15 protein-coding genes are annotated in these 14,660 nt (G+C 36.6%); 6 read left to right on the top strand and 9 right to left on the bottom strand.

Annotation, left to right across the window (positions count from 1 at the left end; all coding sequences use genetic code 11):
• Positions 1-76: 76 nt before the first annotated feature.
• The 4 genes from B3D98_RS20350 to B3D98_RS20335 all read right to left on the bottom strand — a co-directional run bounded on the left by B3D98_RS20350 (position 77) and on the right by B3D98_RS20335 (position 4,059).
• Positions 77-325, bottom strand: a complete 249-nt coding sequence (locus B3D98_RS20350) for a DUF3006 domain-containing protein (protein WP_048391776.1) — start codon at positions 323-325, stop codon at positions 77-79.
• Complete coding sequence (locus B3D98_RS20345; RefSeq protein ID WP_288585666.1) at positions 312-1,502, bottom strand: MBL fold metallo-hydrolase; 1,191 nt, start codon at positions 1,500-1,502, stop codon at positions 312-314. The genes B3D98_RS20350 and B3D98_RS20345 overlap by 14 nt, the downstream gene beginning before the upstream one ends.
• 70 nt (positions 1,503-1,572) lie before the next feature.
• A complete protein-coding gene (locus B3D98_RS20340) occupies positions 1,573-2,919 on the bottom strand; it encodes a GntP family permease (protein ID WP_054548651.1) in 1,347 nt (448 codons plus the stop codon).
• A complete protein-coding gene (locus B3D98_RS20335; RefSeq protein WP_288585662.1) occupies positions 2,920-4,059 on the bottom strand; it encodes a glycerate kinase in 1,140 nt (379 codons plus the stop codon). It abuts the gene before it with no gap.
• 165 nt (positions 4,060-4,224) lie between these two features.
• Here B3D98_RS20335 and B3D98_RS20330 point away from each other — a divergent pair, with 165 nt between their 5' ends.
• Positions 4,225-5,322: a CdaR family transcriptional regulator gene (locus B3D98_RS20330; RefSeq protein ID WP_288585660.1), complete on the top strand. Its 1,098-nt coding sequence runs from the start codon at positions 4,225-4,227 to the stop codon at positions 5,320-5,322.
• Between the two features lie 22 nt (positions 5,323-5,344).
• On the opposite strand, the gene B3D98_RS20325 is transcribed toward B3D98_RS20330, so the two are convergent.
• The gene (locus B3D98_RS20325; RefSeq protein ID WP_066037066.1) at positions 5,345-6,850 is read right to left on the bottom strand and encodes a coproporphyrinogen III oxidase; all 1,506 of its coding nucleotides are present in this window, start codon (positions 6,848-6,850) and stop codon (positions 5,345-5,347) included.
• Between the two features lie 165 nt (positions 6,851-7,015).
• Between B3D98_RS20325 and B3D98_RS20320 the strand changes: the two genes are divergently transcribed.
• On the top strand, positions 7,016-7,414 hold the full coding sequence (locus B3D98_RS20320) for a hypothetical protein (protein ID WP_054548655.1): 399 nt from the start codon (positions 7,016-7,018) through the stop codon (positions 7,412-7,414).
• Positions 7,415-7,464: 50 nt separating this feature from the next.
• Here B3D98_RS20320 and B3D98_RS20315 read toward each other — a convergent pair whose 3' ends face one another.
• From B3D98_RS20315 to B3D98_RS20300, 4 genes are all read right to left on the bottom strand, one after another.
• The gene (locus tag B3D98_RS20315; protein ID WP_288585657.1) at positions 7,465-8,376 is read right to left on the bottom strand and encodes a copper amine oxidase N-terminal domain-containing protein; all 912 of its coding nucleotides are present in this window, start codon (positions 8,374-8,376) and stop codon (positions 7,465-7,467) included.
• 119 nt (positions 8,377-8,495) lie between these two features.
• On the bottom strand, positions 8,496-9,158 hold the full coding sequence (locus B3D98_RS20310) for a ribonuclease H family protein (RefSeq protein WP_112116644.1): 663 nt from the start codon (positions 9,156-9,158) through the stop codon (positions 8,496-8,498).
• Between the two features lie 141 nt (positions 9,159-9,299).
• Positions 9,300-9,647 (bottom strand): YlbF family regulator, encoded by a 348-nt coding sequence (locus B3D98_RS20305; RefSeq protein WP_112116645.1) that lies wholly within the window; start codon positions 9,645-9,647, stop codon positions 9,300-9,302.
• Between the two features lie 15 nt (positions 9,648-9,662).
• On the bottom strand, positions 9,663-10,805 hold the full coding sequence (locus B3D98_RS20300; RefSeq protein WP_288585655.1) for a DUF445 domain-containing protein: 1,143 nt from the start codon (positions 10,803-10,805) through the stop codon (positions 9,663-9,665).
• A gap of 208 nt (positions 10,806-11,013) precedes the next feature.
• Here B3D98_RS20300 and B3D98_RS20295 point away from each other — a divergent pair, with 208 nt between their 5' ends.
• From B3D98_RS20295 to B3D98_RS20280, 4 genes are all read left to right on the top strand, one after another.
• Entirely contained in the window at positions 11,014-11,217 is a 204-nt protein-coding gene (locus B3D98_RS20295) for a YheE family protein (protein WP_048391848.1), read from the top strand.
• Between the two features lie 171 nt (positions 11,218-11,388).
• The gene (locus B3D98_RS20290; RefSeq protein WP_048391793.1) at positions 11,389-11,805 is read left to right on the top strand and encodes a hypothetical protein; all 417 of its coding nucleotides are present in this window, start codon (positions 11,389-11,391) and stop codon (positions 11,803-11,805) included.
• A 427-nt stretch (positions 11,806-12,232) separates the two neighbouring features.
• A complete protein-coding gene (locus B3D98_RS20285) occupies positions 12,233-13,552 on the top strand; it encodes a hemolysin family protein (RefSeq protein WP_004230815.1) in 1,320 nt (439 codons plus the stop codon).
• A 190-nt stretch (positions 13,553-13,742) separates the two neighbouring features.
• Positions 13,743-14,645, top strand: a complete 903-nt coding sequence (locus tag B3D98_RS20280) for a cation diffusion facilitator family transporter (RefSeq protein WP_048391796.1) — start codon at positions 13,743-13,745, stop codon at positions 14,643-14,645.
• Positions 14,646-14,660: the final 15 nt, after the last annotated feature.

Here is a 14,660-nt window from a genome sequence, read left to right as displayed (position 1 = left end):
TTTAGGATAACAATTTAAGTACAATTCCTGTATCTAAAAACAAGCTGTACGTCAAATCTTCACAGCTTGTCATGTATTAATTATTTTTATTTCGTAAACGATTCATTAAACTCTGAAGGTCTGCTCTTTTTTGCTGTGTTTCTTCTTTTAAAATTTCAATATGGTAAATACCATCTTTTTCTTCTATCTGAACACGATCACCTACTTGCACAGGCTTGTTCATGGCTGACTGTGAAATAATGAGTTGTTCCTCTTCTGCTGGAAACTTTAAGAAAACCGCATAGCCATCTTCAATACGGTCCAATGTGTATTTACTCAAGCTCACTTACAAGTTCCCCTTTCTCATTCCGTAATTGCGCAGCATCTCCAGCATTTAACCAAATTTGTTTAGTTGTCCATTTCAAATAATTTTGCCCTTCCCGTGCATTGGTTCCACTAGTAATATAAATCGTTTTCCCTGGCTGTAAAGAAAGATTAGGGAAGTTATAAACTTGATGCCCTTCAATTGAAATAAGCTGCCAATCTTTTAAAGATACTGCGTGTTGTCCACTATTTTTAATTCCTACAATTTCAGTAACTAGATCCTTACTAACGATTTCAATAGCTGTTGTCGGTTCTTCTTTAGATAGTATATTACCAGTTTCTACACTAAAAGTTTCCTTACCGTTCACCGTATAGTTTACCCCATCTGTGGACACCGTAATCGTTCCTAAATCCGCGGTGGCATATATTTTACTACCAATAGCCTGCAAACGGTCCACAATTTCTGCATGTGGATGTCCATACTTATTATCCTCTCCATAACTTAATATCGTGACCTCTGGTTTTACAGCCTGAATGAACTCCTCTGAGCTACTTGTGTTAGAGCCATGATGTCCAGCTTTTAAAACTGTTGCTTTCACATCATACTGCAACATTTCCTTTTCTAATGCCACTCCCGCATCTCCTGTCAATAAAAAAGAGACATTCCCATAAGTCATTTTTAAGACAATGGAGGCATCGTTATTGTCTGTAGCCTGATCATTGGCATTTAAAATTTTCACATTTACATCCTTATCAAATTCGATATCATCGCCGATTTTTGGCACATGATAAGGAATATTTTTTTCATCGATACGTGTCAGCATCTCTTCAAAGGTTTGCGATGTATGTACTTTTCCCGAATCATAAAATTGCTCAATCGTCATGTTATCTAATACAGGAATAAGCCCTCCAATATGATCAGCATCTGGGTGTGTTGCTACTACAATATCAAGCTTATTTATCCCAAGTTCTTTTAAATAAGAGACAATCAGTTGCCCTGCGCCCTTCACTCCCCCATCTATAAGCATCGTTTTACCACTTGGTGATTCGATCAGTATAGAATCCCCCTGTCCTACATCAATAAAATGAACCTGCATTTCATGACCAGCTGTTACAGGAATTTTCTCTGTCTTGACTGCCTCGGTACAGCCGGCTAATAAAAAAAGACAAAGGAGTAATACCATTATTATTTTTTTCATCTACTAACTTCCTTTCTATTTTCCTATTATACAAAAAAGAGAGCTAGCCATGGGCTGCTCTCCTTTTACTTTAAACAAATATCCACCATAAAATCATCGTAATAATAATAGTCACAAGCCCTTGAAGTAATGTGGCCACCGTTTGGGCTTTATAGGCTTGTGTTACTTCCATACCACTATACTGCGTAATCACCCAAAAGAAGCTATCATTCACATGGCTAACTGTCATTGCTCCTGCACCTATTGCCATCACCACTAATGCTAATGGTACCGCTCCATCAATCCCCAATGTCACAAGCATTGGGGCTACTAAAGTAGATGTAATCACAAGAGCTGTTGTGGAAGAACCTTGAGCCGTTTTCAACGCTGCTGCTACTATAAACGGCACAAGAAGGAATAATGTACCTGAGGCAAACATACCTAAATCCATTTCTTGAAGCATTTCTCCAACACCAGCATTTTTTATAACAGTTCCAAACGAACCACCAGCCCCTGTTATAAGTAAAATTGGTGCTGCTTCTTTTAGACTTTCGCCAATCCAACCTGTTAATGTCGTTTCATTGATTTCAGGTAATAATAAAAAGGCTGCTGCTACACCTAAAAATAAGGCCACTGTTGGAGAACCTAAGAATTTAAAGATGGTATTGAAAGTCGATTCCGTATCACCAACTAATGCTGCTATAGAACCCAAACCAATTAACACAATCGGCAGAACGATTGGTAAAAATGCTTTAAATGTTGAGGGCATTTTACCAAAGGATTTAATGACTTCCTCATAATCTAATGCCTCTACCTCATCTTCAGGAACGCGAATTTTTGTCGCCACTTTTACTGACCATAGATAACCTACGAATGTTGCTGGTATCGCGACTAGTAAACCAATGACAATGACTGTTCCTAAATAATCAGCTGCGCCAATATTTCCTGCTGCTGCAATAGGCCCTGGAGTTGGTGGTACTAATACATGCGTCGCAAATAAGCCAGTTGCTAAAGCTACTGCCATAGATGCAATCGTAACATTGGCTCGCTTTGCTAATGATTTTTGCAAGCTGGATAAAATAATAAAGCCAGAATCACAAAATACTGGTATGGATACGATATAGCCAATTAAAGACATCGCTAATTGTGGACGTTTAGGTCCTACAATTCTTAACACTACTTCTGCCATTCGATAAGCAGCACCTGATTTTTCTAATATTAAGCCTATAATAGTACCAGCAATAATGACTAAACCAATACTTGTCATTAAGCCTCCAAATCCAGTATTAATGCTTTCCACTACTGTCAATAATGGCATACCTGAAGCAATTCCAACGAAGAAAGCACTGATTAATAAAGCTAAAAACGGATGAAGCTTTAACTTAGCTGTTCCTAAGACAACAAATAATACCCCTATTAATATAATAATGAACAACATCTAGACATCCCCCTTTTGTAAGTAACGCTCTATCATTCTTTTAGTTTTTAACCGAATAAAGTGTGCAGGTTCTTGCATTGCCTGCTGCACACCAATCTCCTCATCTACCAATGACTCAACAACTGTAAAATACGCTTGTAATGCTGCATTTGCCTTGGTATCAATTCCTCCAGACAGCAGCATCGCCTCTACATTCGCTTGCTTTGCAGCTTTTGCTACACCTAATGGTGCCTTACCATGTAATGTTTGAAGATCAGATTTTCCTTCACCCGTTATCACTAACTGTGCTTCTGCTAAATGAGCCTGAAGCTGTACGGCGTCCAGCACAAGGTCAATTCCTGCATGGAAGGTTCCTTTTAAAAAAGCGATTAATGCGCCCCCCATTCCCCCAGCGGCTCCAGCACCTTTATAGTCATGTAATCGTATAGCAAATTGAGCTTCAACAATATCTGCAAAATGCTTTAAACAACGATCAAATTCAGCGACCTGGTGTTTTTGAACACCCTTTTGTGGACCAAAGATGGCAGTGGCTCCTCGTTCACCAATAAGCGGATTATCCACATCACAGGCAATCGTAAATGTTGCTTCTGCTAATCTAGTATCTAGTAGACTCATATCTATGACATCTAATTGCATAAGGTTAGAAACACCAGCCTCAAGTTCCACCCCTTCCGCTGATAATAACCGCACACCTAATGCTTGTAACATACCAGTACCCGCATCATTTGTAGCACTCCCACCAATGCCAATAATAAATTTTCTAAAACCTTGATCAAGTGCAGCTTTAATTAATTGTCCTGTGCCATAAGATGTAGCAAGTTCAGGATTTTTCTCATTTTCTTGTAACAGCATAATACCAGATGCTTGAGCCATCTCTATTACACAGGTTACTTGATCGCCCAGTACACCATATTGAGCCTGGATAGCTCTTCCCAATGGATCAAGCACAGTTGCTGAGCAATATCGACCATCTGTAGAGGCAATAAGTGAGTGCAGTGTACCTTCACCACCATCTGCCACTGGTAGTATAATTGTTTCAATTGAATGATCCACATCTAAGATTCCTTTTTGCATTGCCTTTGCTACTTCAACTGCTGACAGAGTACCCTTGTAGGAATCTGGACTAATGATAACTTTCATGTTATACCTCCACTTATGTCGTCCATTGACATTTACGTAAATTTTCATATCCCTAAGTTAAGCGCTTACAATTTATTATAATGACAATAAATTCAGAAAACATTATAATAAGTGTACAATTTATCTGTCATATAACAGGCTGTTTTTTATGCGAGGTGTATAAACATGTTGACAAAAAAGTTAGCAGAAGACATCGTCCATCAAACGATGTTGCGCTTGCGTCACAATATTAATGTTATCAGCCCAAGTGGGGTCATTTTAGCTTCTGGAGATAAAATGAGGGTGGAAAATATTCATGAAGGTGCACTATATGTAGCACAGACAAAAGAGACTCTAATTATAAATGAGGAAAATATAGCACTTTATCCAAACACAAAACCAGGCATCAATATGCCAATTATGTATCAAGATGAGGTTGTAGGTGTTATAGGTATTACAGGAGATTCAGACGATATGCTTGAAATTGCTAATCTCGTTCAACTCACAACAGAGATTATGGCCCATCAAGCGATTGTTGAATCTAAAAGCGAATGGCAACGAAAGAATAACGATTACATATTTGAAGCACTCGTTCATGGAAGTAAGCTAGACGGAACCTTAACTGAACGGATTCAGAAATTACCATTTGCTCTTTCGGGTCCTTTTCAGGTGATTTTAGTGAGCTTAAATGAAGCATCCTACGCAGAAAATACAATACCCTTCTTTTTTGAGGATCTATTTTACAAACAGCCTATTCTTGCTGGTCATAGCCAATTACAGGAATACTATATCCTACTAACAAGTTGTGTGGAGCAAAATTGCCGTCCTATTATAAAAGCACTGCGTAAGCAGAAGCAGAAACTTCCCTCCCTTCAAATTGGTGTAGGGCCTGTGGTTCAGCATTTATCTCAGCTTCCCTATAGCTACCAAGGTGCCAAAACAGCTCTAAAATTTGCTGCAATCAATAATGAATTGACTTTTTTTGAAGATATCGAGTTATATTCCCTTTTTAAACCTCGTGAATCGGAGGAGGTACAAGCATTTTACCGTCGTGTACTCAAAAATTTAGACGCTAAACAATTGGAAACATTACAATCGTTTTTTGATTGTAATTTACAGCTAAAGCATTGTGCTCAGCAATTAAATATTCATCGACATACACTTACTTATCGTTTAAATAAAATAAGGGAATTAACAGGCTATGATCCGCAATACTTTGAGGATGCTGTTCTGCTAAAAATGGCCTGTACATTACGAACACTACAAACAATGAAGGCAATCTGAACAGATCAGATTGCCTTCATCATTAAGCCTTATATAATTCATTTAAAAATTCTATTTTCTTCCCAATAGCCTCTTCAAAGGTCATAATATAGGCAGCAGGATCTTTCGGATTATGGAATTGTGTAATTCTCCCTGTTTCGGGATGAACAAATTTTGAGGATGCCCCACAGCCAATTCCTAAGATTGTCTGCACTTCTTCCATAATAACGATATTATAAATACTTTCTTCTCCCGCTTTACTATAGCCCACATTTTCTAAATTACCTAAAATATTTTTCTGACGATATAAATAGTATGGAACATAATCATTTTCTTTTGTCCAAATTTGTGCCATTGCCATCATTTCAGCTACCGTATCACGGTCGGCTACTTTGTATTTATCCTTATTTCGCGTCATCTCTGAAGCACGTTTAAATGATAGCGTATGAACAGTTAAAGACTCTGGCTGCATTTTTGCCGATTCCTCTAATGAATGTTGGAATTCTTCAATCCCTTCATTCGGTAGCCCAATTATAAGATCCATATTGATATTGTTCATACCTGATTCTCTTGCAAGCCAAAACTTATCAATGGTTTCCTGGACTGTGTGATGACGACCAATTGCTTTTAATGTTTCATCAGTATAAGATTGTGGATTTACACTAATACGATCAATACCCCATTTTTTTAGTACTTCTAATTTTTCTGGTGTGATGGTATCAGGTCTTCCTGCTTCAACTGTCACCTCTCGAATTGTTTCAGGGTTAGGGAATGATTCATACATCGTTTGATATAAGGCATCCATTTCATCGGCCTCAATTGAAGTCGGTGTACCACCACCCCAATAAATGGAGGTGATTTTCATATCATTGTCCTTCAGCCATTTGCCCATTTCGCGCAATTCAATATGCAAGCCATCTAAAAAAGTCGTAACACGCCCTTGCTTACGATTACTACCAATCGCATAGGCTGGGAAAGTGCAATATGCACATTTGGTAGGGCAGAATGGAATACCAATATAAACACTGATTTCTTGTCCAATGGCATCAAGATCAGGAATGGTCACTAGTTGTCGGTCCACAATTTCCTTTAATAGTCCAACTTTTTCCTTTGATAAGCGGAAATCTCGAATTAATAGATCAGCAATTTCTTGCTCACTTTTACCTTCTTTTCTAAATTTATGATACAGCTTTGTTGGGCGTACACCTGTTAAAATCCCCCATTGCTGATGCACTCCAGTATGCTGTTCAAGAACATCTAAAAATACATGTGACAATGCACGTTTTATGCGAATATTTAGCTCACGATCTGTTGCTGGGGACTCATATTGAATACTGTACTCATTTGTGTATTGCTTACCATCTACAATCAAGTTTGCTTTTGTAGAAATGGAAAAATCGTCTCCAGTCTGATAGTCAAATGAAGCAGACATATCTGCTCCCATTGGTTCAACCTTCAGCTTGGAATCCTCAAAAAATAAATTCGCAATATGATTTAATACGCGAATCCAATCTTCAGGATATTTTTGATCTATATGAATAATTTTCATTTCGTTTCGCTCTCTTCTTTTATATATTGCAGATTTAAGTTTAACAAATTTCTATGACTATAAGCAAAATAACAATTAGAATCTATAAAATAACAGAATATTCAGTTTAAATATAGACAAACTATTTTTTTGTCATTATAATTTTCAGAAAAGGTGGTGTCGAGAATGTTTATTTTAAAAAATGACAATTATACATCTGTTTCGAGCTTTATTCATCAAGTAGAAGTAGCATTCCACCATTTTGATTTAGAGCGCTGTGACGAAAAAACATTATATGTCACGGTAAAACTTAATTACGGCACACATAAAGTACTTTGTGATTTTATTTATATTATTGATCAACAAGAAATCTATGGCGCTATTTCAATTAACAAGCATTATGAAAAGACAAGGGTATTTATTCAACAGCATTTTCAGCAATTTTTATTGTATTCAGATGAAATGGTATTAGCTAAAAACTTCATGAGTACAATATCCTTTAAACAATGTCTCCAACAATTTGCGAAAAAGTATCCAGCCTTTATTTCCTCAAAGAACCATTACGCTCTAGCAATGGCTGAGTAACCACAAATAAAAATAGTATGCCAAGCATTGTTGGCATACTATTTTCTTAATTATTTTAAATATTCATCCACAAATTCAACAGGTACATATGTCTTTGTATCTTTTAAGGTCGGTGCGACTGTTAGTGTACGTAATGCCTTATTATAGCCAAATGTTTTTTCACCGCGAGTAATTGTGTAAGACATATTCCCTTTTGAAAGGATTGCCCCCTTGCCTGTAGAATCCACTTTGAAGCCAAGCTTTTCAGCGATCACACGTAATGGCACCATTTTTGTACCAGCTACTTCATAAGAATCTGATGCGATAATATTATCAATTTCTTCATTTATTGGATTCTTAGTAGTTGAGGAATCATCGTCCAGTACAATTACTTTAGATGGTGTTGTTTGAGCTGGGATACTTTTAGTAGAGGCCTTATAGAAAACAATCAGATGCTTCTCTGCTAAATCTTTAGCGTCCACCTTTTCACCTTTTTCATTGAATAGCTCTGTTTCTTTCCCAATATTTAATTTTAAAATATCATACGTATTAGTTAAATCTTCAAAGAAATAATCCACTTCTACAAAACCAACTTCTTCTGTTTCAACGATGACAACCTCTGGATTGAATTGTGGTGGATAAATATATTTTTGCGGTTTGTTAGCAAAGGTATAAGCTAATACTTTATCACCCTTTTGTAGCTCCACTTTCTTCCCAGTATTGTCGAACACGAGAGTATCTTTAGTAATTTCTAATACATTTGTTTGCTCGCCTTCTTTTACTGTGTAATATGTAATATTTTCCCCAACACGAACATCTTCCACAGTACCACGAGTATCATTAAAAATGTGTACGGGATCAATTTGTATTTGTGGTACCTCTGCTTCTGTAGATTGCTGCTCATTTGCTGAAGCTACCGGTACAAGGGCACTTCCAAATAATAATGCAGACATAGCTGCAGGTGCTATTTTTTTCATGTTCATAAAATCTCTCCTTATTGTTTGGATTCATAGTAGTAGTAGTTTTAAAATGGAAAAAGTTTCAGTGCAAACCGAGGATTTTATGAGAAAGAGGTGGCAGTATCTACTGCCACCTCTTATTCCTATTCTTTAACAATCTCGCTCAAACCAGTAATATCGATGCCATTTAAAGCTTGAGTAGCAAGGCGATCCGCTTCCGAATTATCCTTACGTGAAACAAGCTGGTATTCGGCTTGAATGTGAAGTTGCTCCAGCTTAGCATCAATTTTATCTGCCCAGCTTGCTAGTTCTTTTTCCAATGCTGGCCATTCCCCATTCAGCTGATTGATGACCACTTGTGAATCTCCTATAATACGCACAGGCAAATGGTGGACATTTAAAAGTTCTAGCTCTACTAAGGCTAAATAAAGCGCTGCATACTCTGCCTCGTTATTTGATTTCAATTCAGACGAAAAGGCATTCCTTCTCAATCGTAAAGGTTTACCATTTTGTTCGTAATAAATGGCGCAGCCTAGTCCTGCTTGCCTTGTCCCACGATCAAAACCTCCATCAAAATAGAGCGTAATATTATGAGGCTCTGTATCAATTTCCTTTAAATATGCTTTTAGCTCTTTAAGTGACCAATTTGTATCTTGCCGATCAATACAATGTAGCGATTTTACCCTTCCCGTTCTTTCCATATCCTCTGCAAGTAAAAGTGCTTGAGCTGCAGGCATTTCAGCGGAACGTAAAACTGTTGTTGCTCCTTTTGGTGTTTTATAGGTCCATTCAATGATGACATGCATATTCATAACCTCCCATACTCTTTAACTGGTACATAAAGCAAAAACGTGTACCGACCAATAGCGGATACACGTTTTCCTCTCACTTGTTATATGTGCAATTCCTAGAAAAATTATTCCTTTTTAAATTGCGATTATCACCTATTATTGAATTCCTTCATATAAACCTTGGATAGGTTTTATTAAAATGCGATTTACTTCTTCGATTACTTTACTTACCTTCATTTCTGCCTCAAGCATCGTTGAAATTTTTTCATTTTGCTGTGCAAGCTGTGCCGCTTTTTGTGCATAGACAAGCTCATCCTCCAAAATATCCTCACCAGCTAATTGCTTTTTCTGTAATTCGATTTGGATTTTACGGAAGTTTTTAAAGACATTTAATGCATCTTCGTCATTTTTAACAACTTCAACAGCAGCTTTTAACGCTTCAAATTCTGGAATCTTACGGAAAGTTGCTTCTAACGCATTAATGTCATTATAAATATTAATCATTCATACAATCTCCTTTTAAATAAAGTAAACAATCAAGCCTTGCACAATCCCAATCAATCCACCAAGCACTGCACCTAATACAGTAATCATTTTAAACTCACGTTTTGAAATACCTAATACAAGCTCCTCTAATTTCTCTACTGGGAATGAATCAACCTGCTCTCGCACAACCTCTTGTAAGTTTAAACGTTTTAGTACATCCTCAAGTTTTTCCTCTGCCTTCACAAAAGCTTTTTCTATAGCTTGTGGAATCACGGTATACTTCGCCCAGTCATTTCCTTCTGGCCAATAATAAGAAATCGGTTGATTTAAACGTTCAGAGATTGCTAATTGTTCTTTCACGTACACTTGTAATTTCGATAAAATGGGGTCAAATTGAACATCTTGCAAAAAGTCCATAGCTGGTCGATCTTTAAGTTTTTCCCATTCCTGTGAAAATATTTTTGTTAGTAATGTTGTTGTTCCTGGTGCTTGTAAAAACTTCACAAGCTCACGTTGAACTTTCCCAACTAATGAAGAGGAATCACCTAAGAACATATTGATCATGCCGCCTAGAGACCCTTTTGATGATAAAAAGTCATCAATCATTGCCTTAATCGTCATTTCACCTTCTGGTGATAAAAAATAATCCTCGCCTTTTTCTAAAATGTGCTGAACTGCTACTGGAATTTTAGCATCAATTGTATTTTGGATATCATCTGATAGCAGCGTACGAATTGATTTTGTTGATAGTGTATTCTTTACCGACGAAAATTGTCCCTCAACAATTGCTTCAACCTTCTGTTCAATGGTAGTAGGTAGATGAGCAAACCCAGCTAAGTTTAGCCAATCCTGAATTGTTTTGTCGTTTGTAAAGATTGTTTCTTCAACTTTTAATTGCACAAAGTGTTCTACTTTGTCTTGAATATCCTTAGAGAAAAACTTTTTTCTAAATGTTTCAGGCGTTAGTAAATAATTTACTACTGTAAGACCCAGCTGTTTAGCTAATTCATCACGTCGTTTGGGTATAAGCCCTGGTGTAAACGGTACACGCCAATTTTTAATATATATCGCTTTATATGGACGAAAAAGCATTTTAATGGCTAAGTGATTTGTAACGCCCCCAATTGCAGCCCCAATGATAGCCATAAAAAGTAATGTCACTATAAAATTATCCATTAGTATCCTCTCATTTCAATTGTATTCAAGATTGGCGTATTTTGTCGCCTTCTGCACTCATTATAGCAGAGCAATGATTTTCAACGAAAGAAATACCCCTTTAGAATTTCAATCTCATCCTATTTACTTCTATGAAAAGTGAATAGTTGCAAAAATACCTTTATACTTGAATAATATGACTACATACTTTAAGAAGCGAGGTTTGATGATGATTCAACATTTCAGTTTTAAACCACTATTTGAAAACACGCAACTACCTGGGTGGTCTATTTCGTTTTTTTATCAACGAGAACGATACCAAGCGGAATATTTAAAGGACGGTACGATTGAGTGGATAGGAGCCATTCCATCAGACGAGGAGGTTGTTAAAAAAATGATACATGAACTTATGCTGTTTCATGTATACGATTGAATTTGATAGTCAATTTTTCGTTGTGATCCCGTATAAAAATACCTATATTTACTATTAATAGCACGCCATTTAAGCTAATTATGTTGAATCCTGTTGAAATTTGTATATTTTTCTTATACATTTATGATATCAGCTTAATAGTAAATGTTTTTTATGCAGGGGGCCATTTCAATGAGTAAAGTCACACTTTCGGATGACTTAAATAGCTATAATTCAAAAGCGTTAATTCGTGTAAAAGTAAAAGAATTTTTTTCAGAATTTTCCGCTAAAATATTCGAATTAGTGGATGAAGCGGGTGCTGTTAATAGTAAGAAATTCGAGGAACTTTCTGGCTATAAAAGCGACTTTTACAATGAGTATTGCAGTCAACTAAAGGGCTTCTTTGATTCTTCTACTAGCTCTTTCGGCAAGAAATCGATTAAAACGTTCTATTTAACGTATAATAATAAGAACTATGTTTTAACACAGCAAGGCATAACGGAAAAAGCACCTGTATCTATCGCTCCGTTTACAGGTGAAATACCTTTAAAGGAAACGGTTCATGATGTTGAAAAAGCGTGTTTAAAATTACGCTTCCAGCAAGAATAAATAGGTCAAACATTTAGAAAGGGGGAGTCTCAAATGACGATTGAGACTCCCCCTTTCTATAAAAAATAATTCATTTAAAAAAATCCGCAAGCTAAAGCACTCTTGAGATTTTTGACGTGTCGTATTATATGAGATGCAAAATGCTTCTTTCCCTAAACAAACTATCTTTGATCTTTCTAAAGTTAGCATATAGCCATGGTAATTACAATCTTTTGGTATTTGAATCTAGTTGCATTTTTTCAAAAGATCCATGAAAAACAAGTGAAAAAGTTGTTGTCAATATTTGTGTTTTTCTTTTAAATAATTTATGATTGAAACATCCAACAATTTTTTAAATCATAGGAGGTGTACACTTTGTTTACTTCCCTCATTCGGGCGGGAACAAAGGAATTATTTGGACGGAGACATATTGGAGATAACCATTAGGTTGGCGGCATTCGCCCTACTAATTATAATGACTGGATTTTTCGTTGCAACTGAATTTGCAATCGTAAAAGTGAGATCTACCCGCATTGATCAATTGCTCGCGGAAGGGCATAAAAAAGCGAAAAATGCAAAACGTGTTGTTTCAGATTTAGATGAGTACTTATCTGCATGTCAGTTAGGTATTACCATCACTGCACTTGGTTTAGGTTGGTTAGGTGAACCTACATTTGAAATCATTTTACACCCAGTGTTTGAATTTCTAAATTTGAATGGTAGTATTACATCTATCCTTTCATTCATACTTGCATTCTCAATCGTTACGTTTATGCATGTTGTTATTGGGGAATTGGCGCCAAAAACATTAGCCATCCAAAAAGCAGAATTTGTCACATTAAACTTTTCTGGCCCATTAATTATCTTCCACAATATTACCTATCCCATCATTAAGCTATTAAATGGCTCTGCCCGTGGTTTAACAGGTCTTTTCGGCTTAAAAATGATGTCAGAATCAGAAGTTGCTCATACAGAGGAAGAGCTGCGTATGATTTTGTCGGATAGTTTAAAAGGTGGAGAAATTAATAACTCAGAATATGAATATGTTAACAGTATTTTCGAGTTCTCTGATCGTCTTGCAAAAGAAATTATGGTTCCTCGAACTGAAATTGTCGGCATAGAAAAAGAGCTAACAATTAAAGAAGTGTTTGATTTAATGGGTGTTGAGCAATATACTCGTTATCCAATTCTGGATGGAGATAAAGATCATATTATTGGATTAGTTAACATGAAGCATTTATTAACCGCTTACATTAAAGATCCTAAAAATGGTGATAAGCCAGTCATTGATTATATGCAACCTATTATTCGAGTGATGGAAACAACGCAAATTAACGATCTATTACTAAAAATTCAACGTGAACGTATTCATATGGCCATTTTAATGGATGAATATGGCGGAACATCTGGTTTAGTGACGATTGAAGATATTATTGAGGAAATTGTCGGCGATATTCAAGATGAATTTGATGAAGACGAAATCCCGGAAGTACAAGAAATTGCAGAAAATCATTTTATTTTAGATGCTAAGATGCTTCTTGAAAATGTAAATGATATGCTTGGTACTGACATAGAAGATGATGATATTGATACTATCGGTGGTTGGTTCATGACGAAGCGTTTTGATGCAGTCGAAGGTGACAGTATTGAAGAGCAAGGTTTTGAATTTATCGCAAAAGAATTAGATGGTCACCATATTTTATACTTAGAAGTTCTGAAATTACCTAACAGTGATTTATCAAATGAATATGACGCAGTCATTGACTAAAATTGAATTGATTTGCCATACTTGTCGTGGTACTATTAGAAGCACGCTTGTATAATCTAGGCTATAAATATGATCTTTTCTTCACACCTTATATAGGTGGGAGCAACGACCGTAATAAATAGATGAAACGACTCCCTTTTAAAAGGGGGTCGTTTTCTAATGTCCGAAAGTTTTGCGAGGAGGAAACAAAATGGAGCTCTATACAAATTTACGTCAAGGGGAAAAAGGTGCATGGCTATCCATTGGTACATATCTAATCCTAAGCTCTGCTAAGCTTACAATAGGCTACATTGGTACATCTGAGGCCCTAAAAGCAGATGGTTTAAATAACACAACTGATATCATTGCTTCCATCGCGGTACTGGTTGGTTTACGCATTGCCCAAAGACCACCTGATTCCAACCACCAATACGGACATTTACGAGCTGAGACTGTTGCCTCTTTAGTCGCATCGTTCATTATGCTTGTTGTCGGTCTCCAAGTATTAGTTAGTTCCCTAAAAAGCTTGTGGGAGCCCACTGGTACAACACCTTCACTGTTAACAGCCTATGTAGCAATAGGTAGTGCAGTTGTCATGTATGTGGTTTATCGCTATAATTTGGCACTATCAAAGAAAATTAAGAGTGCCGCTGTTAAAGCTGCTGCCTTTGACAATCGCTCTGATGCACTTGTCAGCATCGGTACAGCCATTGGTATTTTTGGAGCTATTTTCGGCTTTCCGATCATTGATTCACTTACAGCTCTCATTGTTGCCCTTTTAATTATTAAAACAGCAGTAGAAATTTTTTGGGAAGCTGTTCAAAGTCTTACAGATGCATTTGATATCGATGAAGTTGAAACGTTATCGGTCTTAATCCGTAACGTGGACGGGGTAATGGAGCTTTTAGACTTTAAAGGACGTGCCCATGGCAATATGTATTTCATTGACGTAACTGTCACAGTAGATCCTTATTTAAATGTCTTTGAAAGTCATCGCATAACTGAAGAAATCGAACATACCATTATGCGTGAAAATCGCTTTTGTCAGGTTCTTGTGCATATTGAGCCACATATCATTCCTCCACAAAACGAAGAAAAGTCTCCTACCAATTGATTGGTAGGAGACTTT

It is taken from the genome of Lysinibacillus sp. UBA5994, assembly GCF_002429725.1.
In the GTDB taxonomy this organism is placed as follows: Bacteria; Bacillota; Bacilli; order Bacillales_A; family Planococcaceae; genus Lysinibacillus; species Lysinibacillus capsici.
The sequence above is the reverse complement of the archived record's forward strand: the minus strand, read 5'-3'. Positions and strand labels throughout refer to the sequence as shown.